21 protein-coding genes are annotated in these 23,276 nt (G+C 55.6%); 12 read left to right on the top strand and 9 right to left on the bottom strand.

All coding sequences use genetic code 11. From position 1 onward, the window contains the following. Nucleotides 1-45 precede the first annotated feature (45 nt). Together glpQ and glpT are read right to left on the bottom strand one after the other, a co-directional pair. Nucleotides 46-1,122, bottom strand: a complete 1,077-nt coding sequence (gene glpQ, locus OGY35_RS02710) for a glycerophosphodiester phosphodiesterase (protein WP_286631353.1) — start codon at nucleotides 1,120-1,122, stop codon at nucleotides 46-48. A 4-nt stretch (nucleotides 1,123-1,126) separates the two neighbouring features. After that, nucleotides 1,127-2,485, bottom strand: a complete 1,359-nt coding sequence (gene glpT, locus OGY35_RS02705) for a glycerol-3-phosphate transporter (RefSeq protein ID WP_286631352.1) — start codon at nucleotides 2,483-2,485, stop codon at nucleotides 1,127-1,129. 272 nt (nucleotides 2,486-2,757) lie between these two features. Here glpT and glpA point away from each other — a divergent pair, with 272 nt between their 5' ends. The 4 genes from glpA (at nucleotide 2,758) to OGY35_RS02685 (ending at nucleotide 7,943) form a co-directional block, all read left to right on the top strand. Then, entirely contained in the window at nucleotides 2,758-4,386 is a 1,629-nt protein-coding gene (gene glpA / locus OGY35_RS02700) for an anaerobic glycerol-3-phosphate dehydrogenase subunit A (protein WP_286631351.1), read from the top strand. Then, entirely contained in the window at nucleotides 4,376-5,635 is a 1,260-nt protein-coding gene (glpB, locus tag OGY35_RS02695) for a glycerol-3-phosphate dehydrogenase subunit GlpB (RefSeq protein WP_286631350.1), read from the top strand. The genes glpA and glpB overlap by 11 nt, the downstream gene beginning before the upstream one ends. Continuing rightward, complete coding sequence (gene glpC / locus OGY35_RS02690; RefSeq protein ID WP_286631349.1) at nucleotides 5,632-6,822, top strand: anaerobic glycerol-3-phosphate dehydrogenase subunit GlpC; 1,191 nt, start codon at nucleotides 5,632-5,634, stop codon at nucleotides 6,820-6,822. Before glpB ends, glpC begins: the two co-directional genes overlap by 4 nt. A gap of 182 nt (nucleotides 6,823-7,004) precedes the next feature. Further along, nucleotides 7,005-7,943 carry an Rpn family recombination-promoting nuclease/putative transposase gene (locus OGY35_RS02685; protein ID WP_286631348.1) on the top strand — a complete coding sequence of 313 codons (939 nt, stop codon included), beginning with the start codon at nucleotides 7,005-7,007 and terminating at the stop codon, nucleotides 7,941-7,943. Nucleotides 7,944-7,988: 45 nt separating this feature from the next. On the opposite strand, the gene yfaU is transcribed toward OGY35_RS02685, so the two are convergent. The 6 genes from yfaU to OGY35_RS02655 all read right to left on the bottom strand — a co-directional run bounded on the left by yfaU (nucleotide 7,989) and on the right by OGY35_RS02655 (nucleotide 14,231). Continuing rightward, entirely contained in the window at nucleotides 7,989-8,792 is an 804-nt protein-coding gene (gene yfaU / locus OGY35_RS02680) for a 2-keto-3-deoxy-L-rhamnonate aldolase (protein ID WP_152403429.1), read from the bottom strand. Between the two features lie 25 nt (nucleotides 8,793-8,817). After that, complete coding sequence (locus OGY35_RS02675; RefSeq protein ID WP_286631347.1) at nucleotides 8,818-10,107, bottom strand: MFS transporter; 1,290 nt, start codon at nucleotides 10,105-10,107, stop codon at nucleotides 8,818-8,820. Nucleotides 10,108-10,163: 56 nt separating this feature from the next. Continuing rightward, the gene (rhmD, locus tag OGY35_RS02670) at nucleotides 10,164-11,369 is read right to left on the bottom strand and encodes an L-rhamnonate dehydratase (protein ID WP_178825367.1); all 1,206 of its coding nucleotides are present in this window, start codon (nucleotides 11,367-11,369) and stop codon (nucleotides 10,164-10,166) included. A gap of 14 nt (nucleotides 11,370-11,383) precedes the next feature. After that, the gene (locus tag OGY35_RS02665) at nucleotides 11,384-12,166 is read right to left on the bottom strand and encodes an IclR family transcriptional regulator (RefSeq protein ID WP_286631346.1); all 783 of its coding nucleotides are present in this window, start codon (nucleotides 12,164-12,166) and stop codon (nucleotides 11,384-11,386) included. 211 nt (nucleotides 12,167-12,377) lie between these two features. Continuing rightward, entirely contained in the window at nucleotides 12,378-13,574 is a 1,197-nt protein-coding gene (locus OGY35_RS02660; protein WP_286631345.1) for a nicotinamide mononucleotide deamidase-related protein YfaY, read from the bottom strand. A gap of 114 nt (nucleotides 13,575-13,688) precedes the next feature. Then, nucleotides 13,689-14,231: a YfaZ family outer membrane protein gene (locus OGY35_RS02655; RefSeq protein ID WP_286631344.1), complete on the bottom strand. Its 543-nt coding sequence runs from the start codon at nucleotides 14,229-14,231 to the stop codon at nucleotides 13,689-13,691. A 311-nt stretch (nucleotides 14,232-14,542) separates the two neighbouring features. Between OGY35_RS02655 and nudI the strand changes: the two genes are divergently transcribed. Then, nucleotides 14,543-14,968, top strand: a complete 426-nt coding sequence (gene nudI, locus OGY35_RS02650) for a nucleoside triphosphatase NudI (protein WP_152403416.1) — start codon at nucleotides 14,543-14,545, stop codon at nucleotides 14,966-14,968. 48 nt (nucleotides 14,969-15,016) lie between these two features. Here nudI and OGY35_RS02645 read toward each other — a convergent pair whose 3' ends face one another. Further along, nucleotides 15,017-15,622 carry a histidine phosphatase family protein gene (locus OGY35_RS02645; RefSeq protein WP_286631343.1) on the bottom strand — a complete coding sequence of 202 codons (606 nt, stop codon included), beginning with the start codon at nucleotides 15,620-15,622 and terminating at the stop codon, nucleotides 15,017-15,019. Between the two features lie 280 nt (nucleotides 15,623-15,902). Between OGY35_RS02645 and arnB the strand changes: the two genes are divergently transcribed. Genes arnB through arnF form a run of 7 tightly spaced genes read left to right on the top strand, consistent with a single transcriptional unit; the run spans nucleotide 15,903 to nucleotide 23,276 of the window. Beyond that, the gene (arnB, locus tag OGY35_RS02640) at nucleotides 15,903-17,042 is read left to right on the top strand and encodes a UDP-4-amino-4-deoxy-L-arabinose aminotransferase (RefSeq protein WP_286631342.1); all 1,140 of its coding nucleotides are present in this window, start codon (nucleotides 15,903-15,905) and stop codon (nucleotides 17,040-17,042) included. A 2-nt stretch (nucleotides 17,043-17,044) separates the two neighbouring features. Next, complete coding sequence (gene arnC, locus OGY35_RS02635) at nucleotides 17,045-18,028, top strand: undecaprenyl-phosphate 4-deoxy-4-formamido-L-arabinose transferase (RefSeq protein WP_152403410.1); 984 nt, start codon at nucleotides 17,045-17,047, stop codon at nucleotides 18,026-18,028. Beyond that, nucleotides 18,025-20,007 (top strand): bifunctional UDP-4-amino-4-deoxy-L-arabinose formyltransferase/UDP-glucuronic acid oxidase ArnA, encoded by a 1,983-nt coding sequence (gene arnA / locus OGY35_RS02630; protein ID WP_286631340.1) that lies wholly within the window; start codon nucleotides 18,025-18,027, stop codon nucleotides 20,005-20,007. Before arnC ends, arnA begins: the two co-directional genes overlap by 4 nt. Continuing rightward, nucleotides 20,004-20,906, top strand: a complete 903-nt coding sequence (gene arnD / locus OGY35_RS02625) for a 4-deoxy-4-formamido-L-arabinose-phosphoundecaprenol deformylase (protein ID WP_286631339.1) — start codon at nucleotides 20,004-20,006, stop codon at nucleotides 20,904-20,906. Before arnA ends, arnD begins: the two co-directional genes overlap by 4 nt. Then, complete coding sequence (gene arnT, locus OGY35_RS02620) at nucleotides 20,903-22,558, top strand: lipid IV(A) 4-amino-4-deoxy-L-arabinosyltransferase (protein WP_286631384.1); 1,656 nt, start codon at nucleotides 20,903-20,905, stop codon at nucleotides 22,556-22,558. Before arnD ends, arnT begins: the two co-directional genes overlap by 4 nt. Then, a complete protein-coding gene (arnE, locus tag OGY35_RS02615) occupies nucleotides 22,555-22,890 on the top strand; it encodes a 4-amino-4-deoxy-L-arabinose-phosphoundecaprenol flippase subunit ArnE (RefSeq protein ID WP_286631338.1) in 336 nt (111 codons plus the stop codon). Before arnT ends, arnE begins: the two co-directional genes overlap by 4 nt. Then, the gene (gene arnF / locus OGY35_RS02610; protein ID WP_286631383.1) at nucleotides 22,890-23,276 is read left to right on the top strand and encodes a 4-amino-4-deoxy-L-arabinose-phosphoundecaprenol flippase subunit ArnF; all 387 of its coding nucleotides are present in this window, start codon (nucleotides 22,890-22,892) and stop codon (nucleotides 23,274-23,276) included. Before arnE ends, arnF begins: the two co-directional genes overlap by 1 nt.

Raw genomic sequence — 23,276 nt, 5'->3', positions numbered from 1 at the left:
CGGTTTCCCGCTTTTGGGGTGCAGTGGAGAGGGATAACGCGGTTTTTACTCTTGACGTAAGAACATCACCGCTTTGTCGGGGAAGTCGGTGAACAGCCCGTCCACACCCGCCTGGTTGTACAGAATGTCGTACAGTTGATTCACATCCGTCGTGTAGTCCGGCAACTGATCGGCGCGCACCGTATAAGGATGAACCGTCATCTTATTCTGATGGGCGTCCTGCACCATGCCAGTCAGCGCGATATTGCCTTTCGTCGACTTCTCATCAATCAGCATGTGGTAGTCCGGACCGATGCCGTCCGCATACTCCGCCACCTGCTTCATCGCCCCGGGTTTGAACATCCAGTCATAGTTGTAATTGACCCAACTGCCGTCCGGCTGCTTCTCCTGGGTTTCATTCCAGTCGGTATAGGCGATCAGCTGTACCAGGTTCAGATCCATCCCCATTTTGGGTTCCAGCTCATTTTTGATGCGCTTGAGTTCTGCTACATCAAAACTTTGCAGCCAGACCTTGTCCTGCTTGTCGCTGTAGCCGTACTGTTTCAGCACTTCCAGCGTCTTGGTCGCAATGTCCTTCCCTTCCTGATGATGGAACCACGGCGCTTTGATCTCCGGATAGATACCGATGTTTTTGCCGGTGGAATGGTTCAGCCCCTGAATAAACTCGATCTCTTCGGCAAAGGTATGCACGCGGAAGTCCGACTTGCCCATCGGGAAACGGCCTGGATAGGTCTGTACCTTCTTGCCGTTTTCCAGATCAAACCCTTCGGTAAACTTCAGGGATTTGATTTCATCCAGCGTAAAGTCGATGGCGTAGTAACGACCGTCTTTGCGCGCACGATTCGGAAAACGCTCGGCGACATCCGTCACGCGATCCAGATAGTGGTCATGCAGAACGACCAGTTGGTCATCTTTGGTCATCACCAGATCCTGCTCCAGATAATCCGCTCCCTGTGCATAGGCCATCGCTTTCGCGGGCAGCGTATGCTCCGGCAGATATCCGCTCGCACCACGGTGGGCAATCACCACTTTATCCGTAGCCGTGGCCGCCAGTGCATGACTTCCCATTACCGCGCCCGCCATCATCAGCGTCAGACTCAGGTTTTTCAGTGCTGTCTTCATTCACTTAGCCCCCGTTGCGTTTCAGTTGCATCTCAGCATGGTGGCGTTTCTCGCCGAACATCACCACAATGAGCAGGATAACCGCCAGAATGCTGCCGCCGATCATCACCATGAAGCCACCGTCCCAGCCGAAGAAGTCAACGGTGTAGCCGACAATGGCGCTGGCCGCCACGGAACCACCGAGGTAACCAAACAGGCCGGTAAAGCCAGCTGCCGTCCCTGCGGCTTTTTTCGGTGCCAGCTCCAGCGCATGCAGACCAATCAACATCACCGGGCCGTAAATCAGGAAGCCGATCACAATCATACAAATCATATCGACGGTCGGGTTACCTGCCGGGTTCATCCAGTAAATGATGGTGGCGATAGTCACCAGCGTCATAAAGAACACGCCGGTCGCACCACGGTTGCCACGGAACACTTTGTCCGACATCCAGCCACACAGCAGCGTCCCGGGGATCCCTGCGTATTCATAGAAGAAGTAGGCCGAGGAGGATTTATCCAGCGCAAAATGCTTCACTTCTTTCAGATAGGTCGGAGACCAGTCGAGAATGCCATAGCGCAGCAGATAGACGAACACGTTCGCAATAGCGATGTACCACAGCAATTTGTTCGGCAGGATGTACTGCATGAAGATCTGCTTCGCCGTCAGTTCTTCTTCCGCTTTTTCGTTGTAATCATCCGGGTAGTCGTTTTTGTACTCTTCGATGGGCGGCAGACCGCAGGATTGCGGAGTATCACGCATCAGCGCGAAAGCGAAAATTGCCACCAGAATGGCGCCGAACGCTGGCATATACAGCGCCGCTTTCCAGTCGTTAAACCAGGCCATCCCGAGCAGGAACAGCAGCGGAGGGATCCCGCCACCGACGTTATGCGCACAGTTCCAGACGGAGACGATTCCGCCACGTTCTTTCTGCGACCACCAGTGCACCATGGTGCGTCCGCACGGCGGCCACCCCATCCCCTGGAACCACCCGCAGAGGAACAGCAGCACAAACATCACGGCAATGCTCGATGTCGCCCACGGCACAAAGCCCATGAACAGCATCACTGCCGCGGCAAGAATCAGGCCGGCAGGGAGGAAAACGCGCGGATTCGAGCGATCCGAAACCGAGCCCATGATGAATTTCGAAAATCCGTAAGCAATGGAGATCCCCGAGAGGGCAAAACCTAAATCTCCCCGCGAAAAGCCTTGCTCTACCAGATAGGGCATCGCCAGAGCAAAGTTCTTGCGCACCAGATAATACGCGGCATAGCCAAAGAATATTCCCAGGAATATCTGCCAGCGAAGCCGACGGTAAGTCGGATCGATTTCCGCCGCTGGCAAGCGAGCTTTATGCGCCGCTGGTTTAAAAATACTCAACATAATGTAGCCTCCGTGGCCCGTCTTTTATAAGTAGTAAACACCGCAGGTAGTTCGAGCGCCCCCCGCAGATTCCCGTATGGCGGCGATGTTAGGTAAAGATACCTGTCGTGAATGTGAATTGCAGCACATATTGTTACAGATTTATGACAAATGTTCAGAAAGGCGCACGAAATCACGTTTCATTTTCGAATCATGAGCGAATATGCGCGAAATCAAACAAACCATGTTTTTTATGTGGCTAAATGATAAAAAACGAACTGTGAGGGAAAGCAATGAAAACTCGCGACTCGCAAACAAGTGACGTGATTATCATTGGAGGCGGTGCCACAGGCGCAGGGATTGCCCGTGACTGCGCGCTACGCGGTCTACGTGTCATCTTAGTCGAACGTCATGATATTGCGACCGGTGCAACCGGCCGTAACCATGGACTGCTGCACAGCGGTGCGCGCTATGCCGTGACTGACGCGGAATCTGCCCGTGAATGCATCAGCGAAAACCAAATTCTGAAACGTATCGCCCGCCACTGCGTTGAGCCAACGGACGGTCTGTTTATTACCCTGCCGGAGGATGAACTTTCCTTCCAGGCCACCTTTATCCGCGCCTGCGAAGAAGCGGGGATTCGTGCAGAAGCAGTCGATCCGCAACAGGCGCGGATTATTGAGCCGTCGGTAAATCCGCAACTGATCGGCGCGGTCAAAGTGCCGGACGGCACCGTTGACCCGTTCCGCCTGACCGCGGGCAATATGCTCGATGCGAAAGAGCACGGCGCCATCATCCTGACCGCCCACGAAGTGACTGGACTTATCCGCGAAGGCGCGACCGTCAGCGGCGTCCATGTGCGCAACCATCTCAACGGCGAAACACAAACCCTGCATGCGCCGGTGGTGGTTAATGCCGCCGGGATCTGGGGACAGCGGATCGCGGAATATGCTGATTTGAGTATCCGCATGTTCCCGGCAAAAGGATCGCTGCTGATTATGGACCACCGCATCAACCAGCACGTCATTAACCGCTGCCGTAAGCCGTCTGACGCCGATATTCTGGTGCCCGGCGACACGATTTCGCTGATTGGCACGACCTCAACCCACATTGATTACAACGATATCGACAGCAACAGGGTGACCGCCGATGAGGTCGATATTCTGCTGCGCGAAGGTGAAAAACTGGCGCCGATTATGGCGAAAACCCGTATTCTGCGTGCCTACTCCGGGGTGCGCCCGCTGGTAGCCAGTGATGACGATCCGAGTGGTCGTAACGTCAGCCGCGGCATTGTGCTGTTCGATCACGCGAAACGCGACGGCCTCGACGGGTTTATCACCATTACCGGCGGCAAACTGATGACCTACCGCCTGATGGCGGAATGGGCCACCGACGCGGTCTGCCGTAAGCTTGGCAATACGTGCCCTTGCATCACCGCAGACACACCGCTACCGGGTTCACAGGAACCGACGGAAAGCACGCTGAAGCGTGTGATCTCCTTGCCCGCCCCACTGCGCGGATCAGCGGTGTATCGCCACGGCGACCGTACGCCGGCGTGGCTGAGCCATGGCCGCCAGCACCGCAGCCTGGTCTGTGAGTGCGAAGCCGTCACCGCGGGTGAAGTACAGTACGCCGTCGAAAATTTAAACGTTAACAGCCTGCTGGATCTCCGTCGTCGCACCCGCGTAGGGATGGGCACCTGTCAGGGCGAACTCTGCGCCTGTCGTGCTGCCGGGTTGCTGCAACGCTTTAACATCACCACCGCTGCACAATCCATCACCCAGCTATCGGATTTTCTCAATGAACGCTGGAAAGGCGTGCAGCCGATCGCCTGGGGCGATGCGCTGCGCGAAAGCGAATTTACCCGCTGGGTGTACCAGGGATTATGTGGTCTGGAAAAGGAGCCGCGCGATGAGATTTGATACGGTCATTATGGGCGACGGTCTCGCCGGACTCTTGTGCGGTCTACAGTTGCAAAAGCGCGGCTTACGCTGCGCGGTGGTCACCCGTGGACAGAGCGCGCTGCACTTCTCCTCCGGCTCGCTGGATCTGCTCAGCGCGCTGCCGGATGGGCAGCCGGTGCATGATATCACTGCGGGCCTGAACGCCCTGCGCGAACAGGCCCCCACACACCCTTACACGACACTCGGCACCCAACAGGTGCTGATGCTCGCAGAGCAAGCGCAGGCGCTGCTAAACGCATCCGGTGCGCATCTGCAGGGCGAGGTTCAGTCGTCGCATCAGCGGGTCACCCCGTTAGGTACTCTGCGTTCGACCTGGCTCAGTTCACCGGAAGTCCCTGTCTGGCCGCTGGAGGCTAAACGTATCTGCGTAGTGGGCATTAGCGGCCTGCTTGATTTCCAGGCACACCTGGCTGCCGCCTCTCTCGGTCAACGCGACCTGGAGGTAGAAACCGCCGAGATTGATCTGCCTGAACTGGACGTTTTGCGCGACAACGCCACCGAGTTTCGGGCGGTGAACATCGCCCGTTTTCTGGATAACGAAGACAAATGGCTCCTGCTATATGACGCGTTATTGCCGATAGCAAAAACGTGCGAAATGATCATCATGCCCGCCTGCTTTGGCCTGGCGGATGACGGTCTCTGGCGCTGGCTCAACGAGCGCCTGCCCTGCTCGCTCAGGTTACTTCCCACTTTGCCGCCGTCGGTGCTGGGGATCCGACTGCATAACCAGTTACAGCGTCAGTTCGTCCGCCAGGGCGGACTCTGGATGCCCGGCGATGAAGTGAAGAAAGTCACCTGTAAAAATGGCGTGGTGAGCGAAATCTGGACGCGCAATCACGCGGACATCCCTCTGCGCCCGCGCTTTGCCGTGCTCGCCAGCGGAAGTTTCTTTAGCAGCGGCCTGCTCGCCGAACGTGAAGGTATTCGCGAGCCCATTCTGGGGCTGGATGTTCAGCAAGCGGCGGCCCGCGCCGAATGGTATCAACGCGATTTCTTTGATGCGCAACCCTGGCAGCAGTTTGGCGTCACCACCGATGAGACGCTGCGCCCGTCGCTGGCGGGACAAACGGTAGACAATCTGTATGCCATTGGATCTGTTCTCGGCGGATTCGACCCGATTGCCCAGGGATGCGGAGGCGGCGTCTGTGCGGTCACCGCTTTACATGCCGCCCATCACATTGCAGCACGTGCAGGAGGTGAGCAATGAGCGATACCCGTTTTGAAAGTTGCATCAAATGCACGGTGTGCACCACCGCCTGTCCGGTCAGCCGCGTTAACCCGGGCTATCCGGGCCCTAAACAGGCCGGCCCCGACGGCGAACGCCTGCGCCTGAAAGATGGCGCACTGTACGACGATGCGCTGAAATATTGCATTAACTGCAAACGCTGCGAAGTAGCCTGTCCATCTGACGTGAAAATCGGCGATATTATTCAGCGCGCGCGCGCCAAATATGACACGTCGCGTCCGTCGCTGCGTAACTTTATCTTAAGCCATACTGACCTGATGGGCAGCGTCTCCACGCCGTTCGCGCCAGTGGTCAATACGGCAACCTCGCTGAAACCGGTGCGCCAGTTGCTCGATTACGCGCTGAAAATCGATCATCGTCGTACATTGCCGAAATACTCTTTTGGCACCTTCCGCCGCTGGTATCGCAGCGTGGCGACCCAGCAGGCGCAGTACAACGATCAGGTTGCCTTCTTCCACGGTTGCTTTGTGAATTACAACCACCCACAGCTCGGCAAAGATTTGATCAACGTGCTGAACGCGATGGGCACAGGCGTCCAGTTATTGAGTAAAGAGAAGTGCTGCGGCGTACCGCTGATTGCCAACGGGTTTACCGATAAAGCGCGTAAACAGGCGGTATCCAACGTCGAGTCGCTACGTGAAGCAATTAGTGTGAAGGGAACTCCGGTGATTGCCACGTCTTCGACCTGTACCTTTGCACTGCGTGACGAGTATCCGGAAGTCCTGGACGTCGACAACAGCGGTCTACGGGAACATATCGAACTGGCGACCCGCTGGCTGTGGCGCAAACTGGATGAAGGAAAAACGCTGCCGCTGAAAACACTGCCGTTAAAAGTGGTTTACCACACCCCGTGCCATATGGAAAAAATGGGCTGGACGCTGTACACCCTTGAACTGCTGCGTCGCATTCCGGGGCTGGAACTCACGGTGCTGGATTCCCAGTGCTGCGGGATTGCCGGCACCTACGGCTTTAAGAAGGAAAACTACCCCACCTCGCAAGCCATTGGCTCTCCACTGTTTAAACAGATTGAAGAAAGCGGTGCGGATATTGTGGTTACCGACTGCGAGACCTGCAAATGGCAAATCGAGATGTCCACCAGCAAACGCTGCGAACATCCGATTACCCTGCTGGCGAAAGCATTAGGCTAAATGACTCGCCCGGCGGTACTGTGCCCCGGGCGTTTTTGCGTTTAGCATTCCACAAAATTGAATACGTTACCGTCGTACGTATTTATCTCCCGCCCCTCTTCGCAAAGACTGAATTTCGCGCATGCAGCCCTTAATATAACCTCGTATCGTCACGTCACTGGATTCTTTGGTGACGGACAACCATGGCAAAATCAACGACGTCAACACCGCACGATGCCGTGTTTAAAAAGATGATGACCCATCCTGACATTGCGCAGGATTTTCTTAAGATTCATCTTCCTGAGTCGTTATGCAAACTCTGCGATTTAACCACGCTCAAGCTGGAATCCACCACCTTCATTGAAGACAACCTGAGAACCTACTATTCCGATGTGTTGTGGTCGCTGAAAACACGCGAGGGTGAGGGTTACATTTACTGCGTTATCGAACATCAGAGTACCGCCGTGCCACACATGGCATTTCGTTTGATGCGTTATGCCACTGCCGCTATGCAACACCATCTTGATAGCGGAAATAAAACCCTGCCGCTGGTGATCCCGATGCTGTTTTATCATGGCGAACCAAGCCCATACCCTTTTTCACTGAACTGGCTGGACGAATTTGACGACCCACAGCTGGCGCGGCGACTCTACACGGAAGCCTTTCCGCTGGTCGATATCACGGTCATCTCTGACGACGAAATCATGCAGCATAAGCGCATAGCCCTGCTGGAACTGATGCAAAAACACATCCGCGATCGTGATTTGATGGGGCTGGTTGACCGACTGGTTTCGCTTTTAATAACGGGTACCGCTAATGACAGCCAGTTGCATACGCTGTTTAATTACCTGGTGCAGTACGGCGATGCGTCCCGCTTCAGTGACTTTATCCATGAGGTCGCCAGACGCGTTCCCCATCACAAGGAGAAATTGATGACGATTGCAGAAAGGCTTCGGCAGGAAGGCCACCACACGGGGCTGCAGAAAGGACTACAAAAGGGACTACAGGAAGGATTACAAAAAGGCACCAGGGAGGAGGCATTACGTATCGCGCGGATGATGCTGAAAAGCGGGATCGAACGCGACAAGGTACTGGTGATAACCGGACTGTCACTCGACGATATCATGGCAAACAGTCCGTAAAGCCTGACAGATAGCCCGGTGACACAGTGCCGCCGGGCTATGGATTTAGTAACTGCTTTTCAGTTTCGGCATCGTCTGACCGGGCTTAAACATTGCCAGCCGCTGGTCCAGCGCCTCGGTATACAGCATGGTATCAACGCCGACGGCGACAAAATTCGCGCCCCACGCCAGACATTTCTGCGCCATGAGCGGATCGACGGCGAGAAAGCCCGCCGCTTTTCCAGCCGCACGAATGCGCTGAATACTCTCTTTGATAATCCGCTGCACCTCCGGGTGTCCGCTGTTGTCCGGATACCCCAAAGACGCCGAAAGATCGGCAGGACCAATAAACACACCGTCAATACCGTCCACGTCCAGGATCGCATCCAGATTCTCCAGCGCGGCTTTACTTTCGACCTGTACCAGCAAACAGAGTGACGCATTGGCCTGCGCCATATAGTTGTCAATACGCCCCCAGCGCGCCGCTCGCGCCACGCTAGCCCCGACGCCGCGCTCGCCAACGGGCGGGTAACGGGTGGCCGCAACCACCTGCCGTGCCTGCTCTGCACTATCAACCATCGGAATCAACAGCGTCTGTGCCCCGATATCCAGAACCTGTTTGATCAGCGCCTTAGCGCCTTCGACCGGGCGGATCACCGGTTGGCTGGCGTAGGGAGCAATCGCCTGCAACTGATGATAGAGATCCTGCACCGTGTTCGGCGCGTGTTCGCCGTCGATCAACAGCCAGTCATAACCCGACGTTGCGGCAATTTCCGCCATGTAGGAGGTTGTCGAACTCAGCCACAGTCCGATTTGTACTTCCCCTCTGCGGAGCGCATCTTTAAAAGGGTTTGCTAACAATCCGTTCATAATGATCCTTACAACGTGGATAAAATTATTGATGCGCAGCACCCGGTTGCGTCGCGGGACGGTTCACGCTCAGCGTGAAGATAATCAATGAGCCGATAATCGCGACACCCGCCAGCGTCAGCAGTCCTGCGGCATCGCTGGCAAACATCGTTTCCGCCTTAACGCGCAGAATTGGCGCGATAAACCCGCCTACCGCACCAAACAGGTTCACGAAACCGATCCCCGCCGCCAGCGCTGTGCCGGAAAGCAGTTGCGTCGGCATTGTCCAGAACACAGGCTGTACGGCGATAAAACCCACAGCCGCCACGCAAAGCGCCAGAATCGCCACCACCGGTGATGCCAGGCCGGATACACCAATACCAATCCCCGCAGCCAGCAGCGTCAGCGCGGCGACATTACGGCGTTCGCCAGTGCGATCGGAGTAGCGAGGGATAAGCCAGGTCCCGAACAGTGCGGCAACCCACGGAATGGCGGTGACCACCGACGCCGTGAAGCCGACTTTGGTTCCCAGCAGCGCGGCAACCTGGGTTGGCAGGAAGAAAATCAGTCCGTACACCGCCACCTGAATCGTCAGATAGATAATCGCCAGTTGCCAGACGCGTCCGTTACGCAAGGCATCCGAGAGTTTTGACGTGGTCTTCTTCTCTTCTTCGCTCGCCAGCTGGCTAATGAGCGCCGCTTTTTCTTCAGCGCTGAGGAAACGCGCCTGTTGTGGGGTGTCATCCAGCCAGAAGAAGGTGAAAATCCCTGCGCCTACCGCCAGCAAACCTTCGATAACGAACATCCAGAACCAGCCGGGATGGCCCATAAAGCCGTGCATCTCCAACAGTGCGCCGGACAGCGGCGATCCCAGCGTCAACGCCAGCGGTGCCCCCATGTAAAACAGCCCCATAATGCTGGCGCGGTTACGCTGCGGGAACCATTGCGAGGTGAGATAGATCATGCCGGGGAAGAAACCGGCTTCTGCCGCCCCCAGCAGAGTACGGATAATGAGGAATTTCGCCTCGGTATCCGCCCACGCCATCGCGGCGGAGAGGAATCCCCACAGCAGCGTAGTGGTGCCAATCCAGGTTCTGGCCCCCAGTTTGCGCATCAGCAGGTTAGCGGGCACGCCGAGAAAGGCGTAGACCACAAAGAAGATCCCCGCGCCGAGCGCGTAGGCCTCATTGCTCAGCCCGGTATCGATCTGATAGGTCTCTTTGGCAAAGCCAATGTTCGAACGGTCCAGAAACGCCAGTACATACAGTGCCAGCATGAACGGGATCAAACGTGCGCGGTTTTTCTTCACTACGCCGTCAAGAAGAGTGGTACTCATAGCAAGATCCTCAAAGAAATGAGGGCGTTGCCGTCTCTGCGGCAACGCACAGGTCATTAGTGGCTATAAGGGCGTTTCAGGTTACAGTCGCGGTTAAGCTCGACGCCGAATCCCGGTTTATCCAGCACGGACTTATGAATGCGGCCATTCACCGGTACCGGCTCATCAAGCAGAATCGGGTCAAACTGCGGACGCATCGTTGAGCAGTCCGGACTGGTCATCAGGAACTCACTGAACGGCGTGTTGGTGAAAGTAATCACCGCATGGTGCGAATAGACCGACGAGCCGTGCGGTACGACCAGTTGTCCACGCGATTTCGCAATTGCAGCAATCTCGACCAGCGTGGTCAGGCCGCCGCACCAGCCGACATCCGGCTGCATGATATCGATTCCAGTTTCCGCCAGCGTGCGGAAGGACTGCAGCGTGCCGTGGTGCTCGCCGCTGGTGACCATCATTCCGGCTGGCGCATTGCGTTTCAGTTCGCGATAGCCTTCGTACTGCTGCGGCGGCAAACACTCTTCAATCCACTTCAGGTTAGATGGCGCGCAGGCGTGGGCCAGTTTCGTTGCGTAATTCACGTCCTGACTCATCCAGCAGTCCAGCATCAGCCAGAAATCCGGGCCGCATTTCTCACGCATTTCCGCTACCATGGCGGCATCTTTGCGGATCCCCGCGTCGCCATCGTGCGGTCCCCAATGGGTCGGCATTTTGCCGCCAATGAAGCCCATCTCTTTTGCCAGGTCAGGACGCGCGCCGGTGGCATAGAACTGAATTTCATCGCGCACCGCGCCGCCCAGCAGTTTGTAAACCGGCAGGCCCACCACCTTGCCAAACAGATCCCACAGCGCCAAATCAACGCAAGAGATGGTGTTCATCACCAGACCGCCGGATCCCGAGTAATACAGGGTCGCACCGAGCATCTGATCGTGAATGAGTTTGATATCGCTGACGCATTTCCCTTCGATAAAACGGTTGAGATGTTTTTCAACGATAAAGCAGCCCATCTCTCCTGCCGTGGAGACCGCAAAGCCCGTCTGTCCGTTTTCGGCTTCAACTTCAACAATCAGCGTACCCAGCACGTTAATCCCAAACGACTGACGCGACTGTTCGTACTCACGATATTTACTCATCGGCGTGGCGATGTGATCGTCAATCCAGTGGTTAGCGCCCTGGTCATGATAATCGCCGCCGCCGGCTCCTTTTTCTGCCGTTGCTCCACCGGTAAACCAGGCGCGGACATGTTTAATTTTGGGTAGGGTCATGATGTTCTCCATTATTATGATGCGAGTGAATCGAAGGGACTTTTCCATCCCAATAGACGTGAAATATCCTTCGCGCAGGCAATGGCTTTGCCAGCAAGATAATCACGATTCTCTTCGTTGATTTCTAAACGGGTGCCGACCACCGAAATGGCGGCGGCGGGTTCGTTATTGGCATTAAAAATGGGGGCGGCGACGCAGCGCACATCCGGATAATCTTCTCCGTTATCAAAGCTCCAGCCGCGCTGGCGGATGCGTTCCAGTTCGTCTCTGAGTTGCTGAGGTTGAGTGATCGTGGTGGGGGTCGCCTGCTCCCACACCAGTTGCTCAATGATAGCGTTGCGCACGGCAGCAGGCTGCCACGCCAGCAGACATTTACCAATGCCAGAGCGATACAGCGACAGGCTTTTCCCTTCATGGGAGCGCACGCTGATGGTCGAAGACGATTCCACCTTCAGAATGTAATACGCGCTCTCATGGTCGATGATCCCCAGATGGCAGAGCAGCCCTGTTTCATCCATCAGTTTCGTCAGGCGTGGACGCGCCAGTTCGCGCAGATCCATTTTGCTGAGCGCATGGCCGGAAAGCTCCACCAGCTTGGTCCACAGACAAAAGTTCTCCTGATGATCGACGCTGATAAACCGCTGACGCTTCAGTTCACTCAACAGCAGGTAAGCCGTGCTTTTGGGAATACCCAGCATTTCAATGATGGTGGCGGCGCTGCAGGGGCCAATCCGCGCAATCAGATTGAGAATATCAATGGCGCGGGTGAGCGCCGGGACTTTGCTTGATTCCAACATACTGGACTCCAGTCTGAGATACTGGAATCAGTGTGATCGGTCATGGCGGGTAAATTTGTGAAGCGCGTCATGTCGCGTCTTTCTTCCAGCAGAATGGAGAAATAACGTGCAAAAATGCGAGATGAATCACGGATTTTTTCGCGGGGAGTACAGCAGGTTGGACAAAAAGGGAATCAGCCCGAAAAGCACAGCGCCATCGGGCGATTAAAAACTACAGCGTCAGCGATTCAACCACGTCAATCCAGCCATGCTCGCTGGCAATATCCTGTTCGTTGAACCAGCGACGCAGCATGTTAAGCGCCATCATCGCGCAGACCTCCTGACGGACCAGCAGGCTGTGACGGGTCACGCTGAAATGCACGCGCAGAGCAAACGTCCCATCTGGCGTCGCCAGCGCAAAGTTCAGGTGATCGTTTTCCAGCCCGGAGATCGCCAGCGCCAGTCCGGCGTAATGTTTACCGCGTCGTTCCGACGTCCAGTGCGCGGTCTGCGCCAGCGTCTCTTCCTGCGAAGGCACCACTTCGCTGGCCAGCAGCGGCGCACCCACGCGAGAAAGCTGCAATGCCACCAGCCCGCCGGTGAACTGCTCACTCAACGTCAGGCTGAGCTGCCTTTTCTGCAACTCGCGCGCAATCTGCAAAGGAAGTCCTTCGGTGCCTTCAAAAATCAGATTTTGCCCGGCAACGCGCTTGACCTCCTGCCACAGGTTGCGCATCGCCTCGCGCTGGGCGTACGGTCCGGTCAGTTTAAGCTCGATAATTGGCATCGATGAGCGATAACCCAGGGTCACCCCTTCCGGTAGTGAAAGCGAGTCGAGGCTTTGCGCCAGATCGCTTTCCGAACGGCCAAAGGTGGTCAGACGCAGACACAGCGGCGGCTCGGTGAGAGAGAAACGCTCGCGCAAACGCGGCAGGATCTCATGTTCCACCATCACTTTAAATTCTGACGGTACGCCCGGCGTAAAGAACATCAGACAACGATTGAGCTGCACGGCAAAGCCGCAGGCGGTGCCGACAGGGTTATTGATGAATTCGGCGCTGGCGGGCAGTTCCGCCTGTTTACGGTTGCTGGGCGCCATCACTCTGCCGCGCTCCCGGAAGAATCGCTCCATCTCGGCAAGCCAGGCCTCGTGCAGAACCAGCCCTTCCCCTTTCGCCGTCGCCGCAGCAAGCGCGCTGAGATCGTCGCTGGTCGGCCCCAGGCCGCCGTTGACGATCAAAACATCAGCATGCTGACTCCGCTCGCGCAAAATGGCGACCAGATCGTTGAGGTTGTCGCCCACCGTATTACGGCGCGTTAAGGGCAATCCCTGATTAAAGAAAAAATCGGCCAGCCAGGCAGCATTCGTGTCGACGATTTGCCCGTGCAACACTTCATCCCCGGTGGATAACATCTCCACGTTTAACATCGTGTTCTCCTGCTTTTATGATGAAAATACTATAACGCAAAGGGGGAAGTGGCGTGGCAGAGAAATATCCTGAAGGGAATAAAAGTGGCGCGACAGGAGATCGCGCCACCGGGGTCAGAAGCTGGCGTTGACCCCAACGTATGGGCCGTCCGCAATGGCATTATCGCGATTGCCATCTTTACCCGCCAGATTCAGGTAGCGATAACCCGCTTCAATGCTAAGCGGACGCATGATCGTCAAGCGCGCGCCGGCATTTGCCTCTTCATAGCTCTGGATACCGCTGGATAACGAATCCGGAGAGTAGTAGTACTCACCGAACAGGCGGACGCTGTCGCCTATCGGCCACTGTAATCCACCGCCAACGGCTGCCGCATAACCTTCATCACTGTCGTTCGGGCTGGTATAGACCCCTTTGCCGCCCACGGTCGCCAGCATCGGGCCGAGTGGAATATTCATACCCAATCCCAGCCCCGCAGCGTCGCCGTCGTCATCGCTATGCATCCAGTTACCGCTCAAGGCCAGTCCGGTAGACTCCGTGCCAAACCCGACGCCAATGTTGGTATATTCTTTACCCGCCTGACCGCTGATGCTCATGGCACTCGCAGAAGCAGAAACGAACAGCATTCCAGCTATTCCAAATAATACGCTTTTCTTCATTTTTACCCTTTCCAGCAAGCAAATACATAACGTTTCCCAAAGCTGCGGGATTGTACTGCCAACGCCAAAGGAATCAATGAGCTAAAAAAGCGATCGCTCAACGTTTTGTAACCAAATAATACCAGTGCATGGGAAGAAGAGAGCCGTTAATTCCCTTTATCGACCCGGAGAGAGTCCGGGAACCATTTCTTATTTATCGCTATCCCTTACAGTACATTTCTCATGTGAATGGAAAATAAACATGTTATCTGATGTTGCCAGGGGATAAACTTTTCCCTGCTAACTCTACCTCTGCTTCAAGGAACATTACCGTGCGTCAAAGGACTATTGTTTGCCCCTTAATACAGAATGCAGGAAGTTATCTCCTGTGCCAGATGGCTAACGATCGGGGAGTTTTCCCGGGTCAATGGGCGCTGTCTGGCGGTGGCGTTGAGCCAGGAGAACGTATTGAAGAGGCCCTGCGCCGTGAGATTCGCGAAGAACTGGGCAGTGCGCTGGTTCTGACTGACATCAAACCCTGGACCTTCAGTGACGATATCCGTACGAAAACCTACCCCGATGGCAGTCAGGAAGAGATCTATATGATTTACCTGATTTTTGACTGCACCGCCGCCAATCGCGAAGTGCATATCAATGAAGAGTTTCAGGCGTTTGCCTGGGTCAAGCCGGAAGATTTACCGCAATACGATCTGAACGTTGCGACAGTGAAAACCTTAACGCTGAAAGGGTTATTATAATCTCTGATGACAGCTGTTGCGGCTGTCATCTTTTATTCATAATGTTGGTTAAGGTGTGACCAGTTTACCGTCAAGATACAGTTTCCCCTTATCAACATGCATCACCAGACCGTCCAGATAATCCGGTGTCAATTTTACGCCGCGCATATTTTTTGCCAGATAGGTCAGGCAATGATTATGAGTAAAAATAACCACGTCTTTATTTTCCGACTTATTTGCTAAACGCTCAATGGCCTGCCCGGTTCCCCGGCCACAGGCATGCATGCCTTTATCTACCGTCAGTTTTTTATCCGCAGAAAACCAGGTTGCTGACTGAACAGTGCGCACCGTATCGCTGGCATACAGATCGTAGTCTTTAATCTCTTTGTTAAACGAGGCGCCCAGCGCGCGAGCCTGCATCGCCCCATGCTCGGTGATGCCAGTTTTATCCGACAGACAGGTATTGTCTGACCGGTCACAGCGCTCAGCATGGCGAAACAGCACCACTACCGGATGCTGTTTTGCCAGTACCGCCAGGGTACGGGAATCGATTCTCGGTAGACCGTTGCTGCTCCAGGCGAAATGGCTGCCCAGCCCCACCATGATCGCCAGTGCCGATAGCAGAACAACGGTATATTTTTTGTATTTAACAAAATATTGGGATACTACAAACACATTAAACTCCACTTGATACCGGCAAACAGAAATATAACCTTGCAGCGTACTGCTTAATGAAAGGTACGATCGTTTATGTGGGAAAAATGCCCGAAAGCCACGGCCATTGCAAATGCAACGTGGGTAAAAAAGCATATATTTCCATAACGTTAAGTTCTTAAGGTTAATTTAATATTCATATACTACTATTTAGGTCTGACTGGATAATCCTCATTTAGCCTCCTGTTTATGACGCAATAAATAAGAGGTTCGCAGTATCCAAATGGCTGAAGGAAATATAATGTCTGATTTTCTGCCTTTCTCTCGCCCGGCGGTAGGTACGGAAGAACTTGCCGCTATCAAAGCGGTTCTCGATTCTGGATGGATTACCACTGGCCCGAAAAATCAGCAACTGGAAGAGGCTTTCTGCCAGTTGACGGGAAACCAACACGCCATTGCCGTGAGTTCTGCCACGGCAGGTATGCATATCGCCCTCATGGCGCTGGGAATCGGTGCCGGTGATGAAGTCATCACCCCGTCAATGACCTGGGTTTCCACACTGAACATGATTGTGCTGCTGGGGGCAACCCCGGTCATGGTGGATGTTGACCGCGACACGCTGATGGTCACTGCTGAACACATTGAAGCCGCCATTACCCCGCGCACGAAAGCCATCATTCCCGTCCATTACGCGGGCGCACCGGCCGATCTGGATGCTATTTACGCCCTCGCGGAACGCCACGGTATTGCGGTTATCGAAGATGCCGCCCACGCGGTCGGCACTTATTATCAGGGTCGCCACGTCGGCGCTCGGGGCACCGCGATTTTCTCCTTTCACGCCATCAAGAATGTCACTTGTGCGGAGGGAGGACTCATCGTCACCGATGATGAGCAACTCGCCAGGCAGTTACGTAACCTGAAGTTTCACGGACTCGGCGTTGATGCCTTCGATCGCCAGACCTGGGGTCGCGCGCCACAGGCGGAGGTCCTGACGCCAGGCTATAAATACAATCTGACCGACATTAACGCGGCGATGGCCCTGGTTCAGTTAGAGAAGCTTGAGACACTCAACCATCGTCGGGCGGCCATCGCTCAGGAGTACCAACACGCGCTGGCCGATCTCCCGTTTCAGCCGCTGAGCCTGCCGCCGTGGCCCCACGTACATGCCTGGCATCTGTTTATTATTCGTACCGACGAAGATCGGTGCGGCATCAGTCGCGACGCGCTGATGGAGGCACTTAAAGCCAAGGGGATCGGTACAGGTTTGCATTTCCGCGCGGCACACACGCAGAAATATTACCGCGAACGCTTTAACACCCTGTCGCTCCCCAATACCGAATGGAACAGCGCGCGTATCTGCTCGCTACCGCTGTTTCCCGATATGACCCCGGCGGATACCGCTCGCGTCATTACCGCGCTTCGCCAGATTGCAGGAAAATAGCCATGTTTGAAGCCCTCCCGATAACGAAAGTATCGGTGGTGATCCCTGTCTACAACGAACAGGAAAGCCTGCCGGAACTGCTCAGGCGAACCACCGCAGCCTGCGAGAGTCTGGGAAAAGATTATGAGATCCTGTTGATTGATGACGGCAGCAGCGACAACTCCGCACAGTTGTTGATTGACGCGTCAGAAGCCGAAGGCAGCCACGTTGTTTCGATTTTGCTGAACCGCAACTACGGGCAGCATTCCGCCATCATGGCAGGATTCAGTCACGTCACCGGCGACCTGATTATTACGCTTGATGCCGATCTGCAAAACCCACCGGAAGAGATCCCACGCCTGGTGGCAAAAGCCGACGAAGGGTATGACGTGGTCGGCACCGTGCGCCAGAATCGTCAGGACAGTCTGTTTCGCAAGACAGCCTCGAAGATGATCAACCATCTGATTCAGAGAACCACGGGCAAAGCGATGGGCGACTACGGCTGCATGCTTCGCGCTTATCGCCGTCACATTATTGATGCCATGCTGCATTGCCATGAACGCAGCACGTTTATCCCGATTCTGGCGAATATCTTTGCCCGACGCGCCACGGAGATCCCCGTTCATCACGCTGAACGTGAATTTGGCGACTCCAAATACAGCTTTATGCGGCTGATTAACCTGATGTACGACCTGGTGACCTGTCTGACGACAACGCCTCTGCGCATGCTGAGCCTGCTCGGCAGCGTCATTGCCGTCACCGGATTTACCCTGTCGATACTCCTCGTCATCCTCCGCCTGACGCTGGGCCCCCAATGGGCGGCAGAAGGGGTTTTCATGCTGTTTGCCGTTCTGTTTACCTTTATTGGCGCGCAGTTCATCGGCATGGGTTTACTCGGCGAATATATCGGTCGGATTTACAACGATGTACGCGCCCGTCCCCGCTATTTCGTCCAGCAAGTTATTCGTCCGGAAAGTCTGCACTCTACTAAGGAAAACCAACAATGAAAGCCGTTGTCTTCGCGTATCACGATATGGGGTGTTTGGGCGTTCAGGCCGTGCTCGACGCTGGCTATGACATTGCCGCCATTTTTACGCATGCGGATAATCCGGGAGAAAACGCGTTTTTTGGCTCCGTTTCTCGACTGGCAGCTGACGCGGGGATCCCGGTCTATGCTCCCGATGACGTCAATCACCCAATCTGGGCCGAGCGTATCGGCCAACTCGCTCCCGACGTTATTTTCTCTTTCTACTATCGCCATCTGCTCAGCGATGCGATTCTGGCGCTGGCACCGGCAGGCGCATTTAACCTGCACGGTTCGCTACTGCCGAAATATCGCGGTCGCGCTCCGCTGAACTGGGTGCTGGTGAATGGCGAAAGCGAAACCGGCGTGACGCTGCACCGCATGGCGAAACGCGCCGATGCGGGTGCCATTGTCGCGCAACAGCGCGTCGCCATCTCGCCTGACGACACGGCCCTTACGCTACATCATAAGCTTTGCCAGACCGCGCGGCAGGTGCTGGAACAAGCATTACCGGCCATCGAACGAAAAGAGATACACGACGTCCAGCAAAACGAGAGTGAAGCGACCTACTTTGGTCGCCGCACGCCCGAAGACAGCTTCCTGACCTGGAACAGACCGGCAACAACGCTGCACAACATGGTGCGGGCGGTCGCGGCCCCCTGGCCGGGCGCGTTCAGCTATTCCGGTACGCAGAAATTCACTATCTGGTCATCCCGCGTCCACGCTCAGAACCAGACCGCGCAACCGGGTACCGTGATTTCCGTCTCCCCTCTGCTGATCGCCTGTTCCGAAGGTGCGCTGGAAGTGGTGACTGGACAGGCTGGCAACGGCATCACGGTGCAAGGCGCACAGTTAGCACAGATTCTCGGCCTGGTTGCGGGTTCTCGTTTAAACACCCCATCGCTGGCCGCCAGCAAGCGCCGCACCCGCGTGCTGATCCTCGGCGTGAATGGCTTCATCGGCAACCATCTTACCGAACGTCTGTTACGCGAAGACCACTATGAAATCTATGGTCTGGACATCGGCAGTGACGCAATCAGTCGTTTCCTCAGTCATCCGCGCTTTCATTTTGTGGAAGGCGACATCAGCATTCATTCTGAATGGATCGAATATCACGTTAAGAAATGTGATGTCGTGTTGCCGCTGGTGGCCATTGCCACGCCTATTGAATATACCCGCAACCCGCTGCGCGTCTTTGAACTGGATTTTGAAGAGAATCTGAAAATCATTCGCTATTGCGTGAAATACCGTAAGCGCATCATTTTCCCATCGACTTCCGAAGTTTACGGGATGTGTACCGACAACGTGTTTGATGAGGATAGCTCGAATCTAATTGTCGGGCCGGTCAATAAACCCCGCTGGATTTACTCGGTGTCCAAACAGCTTCTCGATCGCGTCATTTGGGCATACGGCGAAAAAGAAGGACTGCGCTTTACCCTCTTCCGCCCGTTCAACTGGATGGGACCGCGTCTGGACAGCCTGAATTCCGCGCGAATCGGCAGCTCGCGCGCCATTACACAGTTGATCCTCAATCTGGTAGAAGGCTCGCCGATCAAGCTGATCGAAGGGGGGAAACAGAAGCGCTGCTTTACGGATATTCGCGACGGTATCGACGCGCTATACCGGATCATTGAAAACGCGGGTGGCCGCTGTGACGGTGAAATCATCAACATCGGTAACCCGGAAAACGAAGCCAGCATCAAGGAACTGGCGGAAATGCTGCTGGAGAGTTTCGACAAACATCCACTGCGCAATCACTTCCCGCCGTTTGCCGGGTTACGGGTCGTCGAGAGCAGCAGCTACTATGGCAAAGGCTATCAGGATGTTGAGCACCGTAAACCCAACATCCGTAATGCAAAACGTTGCCTGGACTGGGAACCGACCATCGACATGCGCGAAACGGTCGACGAGACGCTGGATTTCTTCCTGCGCAGCGTGGATCTCACGGAACATTCATCATGACAAAAATAGGCTTGCGAATTGATGTCGATACCTTCCGTGGCACCCGCGAAGGTGTGCCACGCCTGTTAGCGTCATTGAGCCGATACCACATTCGGGCAAGTTTTTTCTTTAGCGTCGGACCAGACAACATGGGGCGCCATCTCTGGCGCCTGATCAAACCGCAGTTTCTGTGGAAGATGCTGCGCTCAAACGCGGCTTCTCTTTACGGCTGGGATATTCTGCTGGCCGGTACCGCCTGGCCGGGGAAAGAAATCGGCCGCGCAAACGCAGAGATTATCCGGGAAGCGGCGCGCCTGCATGAAACCGGGCTACACGCCTGGGATCACCATGCCTGGCAGTCCCGTAGCCCTCAGTGGAGCAAACAGCAGCTGATCGCCGATATTTTGCACGGGATAACCGCCCTGGAGGCGATCACCGGCCAGCCGGTGACCTGTTCAGCCGTCGCAGGCTGGCGCGCTGACCAGCGTGTGGTTCTCGCCAAAGAGGCATTCCCTCTGCGTTACAACAGCGATTGCCGCGGCAGGACGCCGTTCCGTCCGCTTCTCGAGGATGGTTCGTTCGCCACACCGCAAATTCCGGTCACGCTGCCCACGTGGGACGAAGCGGTGGGTCGCGAGGTTCAGGCGGAAGATTTCAACGACTGGATCCTCTCCCGGATGCAGCAGGATACCGGTACCCCCGTGTATACCATCCATGCCGAAGTCGAAGGCGGCGCCTGGCATAGCCAGTTTGAGGATCTGCTTGCGCGTGCGGCAGATGCGGGCATCACCTTCTGCCCGCTTGGCGACCTGCTGCCTGCCGATCGCAATACCTTGCCGTCGGGAGAGATTATTCGCGGTAAAATCGCGGGAAGAGAAGGATGGTTAGGCTGTCAGCAAGCGACGAGCGTCACACGATGAAGAACACCCGTTATTATCAGATACTGATCGCACTTATCGCGTTCTGGTACATCATCCCCATCGACCTGCGCCTGCTGTGGCAGCCTGATGAAACGCGCTATGCCGAGATCAGTCGCGAGATGCTGGCATCCGGCGACTGGCTCGTCCCCCATTTTTTGGGGGTGCGTTACTTTGAAAAACCGATTGCCGGATACTGGATCAACAGCATCGGGCAATGGCTGTTTGGAGCGAACAACTTCGGCGTTCGCGCTGGCGCGATTTTTGCGACGCTGGTAACCGCCGCGCTGGTGGGATGGCTCGCCATGCGCTTATGGCGGGATACGCGTACCGCGCTGTTGTCGGCCATTATCTTTTTGTCGTTGTTCATTGTTTACGGGATTGGCACCTATGCGGTACTCGATCCGCTGATCGCGCTCTGGCTGATGGCGGGAATGTGCTGCTTCTGGCTGGCGATGCAGTCCACCACCTGGCACGGGAAAAGCATGGGATTCCTGCTGCTGGGCGTGACCTGCGGGATGGGCGTCATGACCAAGGGCTTTCTGGCGCTTGCCGTACCGGTGATCAGCGTGTTGCCGTGGGTCGCCGCGCAGAAACGCTGGAAAGACCTGTTTCTTTACGGCGGATTGGCGGTCATCAGCTGTATCGCCGTCATCCTGCCGTGGGGACTGGCTATCGCCCAACGTGAACCCGATTTCTGGCACTACTTTTTCTGGGTTGAACATATCCAGCGTTTCGCGATGGACGACGCCCAGCACAAAGCGCCATTCTGGTACTATCTGCCGGTGCTGATCGCCGGAAGTCTGCCGTGGCTTGCACTGCTTCCGGGAGCATTAAAAACCGGCTGGCAGGCGCGCGATGAATCGCGCGGTGCCCTCTATCTGCTCGGTTGGATAGTGATGCCGCTGGTGTTCTTCAGCATCGCCAAAGGTAAATTGCCCACCTATATCCTGTCATGTTTCGCCCCGCTCGCGATACTGATGGCGAGATATGGGCTGAACGCCGCGGAAAAGGGCTATGCCGCGCTGCGCATCAACGGCTGGATCAATATCCTGTTTGGTATTATCGGGATTATTGCCACGCTGGTCGTCTCGCCGTGGGGGCCGCTGAAATCGCCGGTCTGGGTGCACATCGAGGTATACAAGGTCTTCTGTTCGCTGGGTATTTTTTTCCTGTGGACCTTTTTCGGCTGGTATACGCTGAGTAACACGGAGAAAAGCTGGGTTTACGCCGCGTTGTGTCCACTGGCGTTGGCATTATTGTTTGGTTTTTCCGTTCCCGATCGGGTGATGGAATCCAAACAGCCGCAGTTTTTTGTCGAAATGACCCGAGAAAACCTCGCGCCGAGCCGCTACATTCTTACCGATAGCGTGGGGGTCGCCGCTGGTCTGGCCTGGAGTCTGAAGCGGGATGACATCTTAATGTATGGGCAAACCGGCGAACTGAAATATGGCCTTAACTATCCCGATGCCAAAGGCCGGTTCATTCGCTATGCCGATTTTGCGGACTGGCTCAGCCAACACCGTCAGGAGGGGATTATTACGCTCGTGCTCACTATCGCGAAAGATGAAGACATCAACCGCCTTGCCATTCCGCCTGCCGATACCATCGATAATCAGGGGCGTCTGGTGCTGATTCAGTATCGCCCCAAATGATCTGGCTGGTTTTAGTGATGGCCAGCCTGCTCAGCGTTGCGGGGCAGTTATGCCAGAAGCAGGCGACGTTCCGCGTGCCAACACGCGCGCGAAGACGTCATATTACCCTGTGGCTGGGGCTGGCGCTCGCCTGCCTCGGTCTGGCAATGGTCTTGTGGCTGCTGGTATTGCAGCGCATTCCTGTGGGTATTGCTTACCCCATGCTCAGCCTGAATTTTGTCTGGGTCACACTGCTGGCATGGAAAATCTGGCGCGAACCGGTAACATTTCGTCACTGGTTGGGCATCGCCTTGATTATCAGCGGTATTTTTATTCTGGGGAGCGCGGCGTGATGGGATTACTGTGGGGACTGTGCAGCGTTATCATCACGTCCGTCGCGCAACTGGGTCTGGGCTTTGCGATGGCACAACTGCCGCCGATGACGCAGTGGCAGACGTTTATCCCGGCGCTGTTCTCCGGTCATACCGGTACCTTCGTGCTATTCGCCGGCCTGGTGGGCTATTTGCTGTCGGTTTTCTGCTGGCATAACGCGCTGCATCACCTCGCGCTGAGCAAGGCTTACGCGCTGCTCAGCCTGAGTTATGTGCTGGTGTGGGTGGCGTCGATGACCTTACCCGGCTGGCAGGGCGCATTTTCCCTGAAAGCGTTGCTGGGCGTACTGTGCATCATGACCGGACTGATGTTCATTTTTCTGCCTGCACAGCGGAGAACGCGCTGA

The organism is Citrobacter sp. Ct235, from assembly GCF_030332305.1.
GTDB lineage: Bacteria > Pseudomonadota > Gammaproteobacteria > Enterobacterales > Enterobacteriaceae > Citrobacter_A > Citrobacter_A telavivensis.
This window is presented reverse-complemented; position numbering and strand designations above follow the sequence as displayed.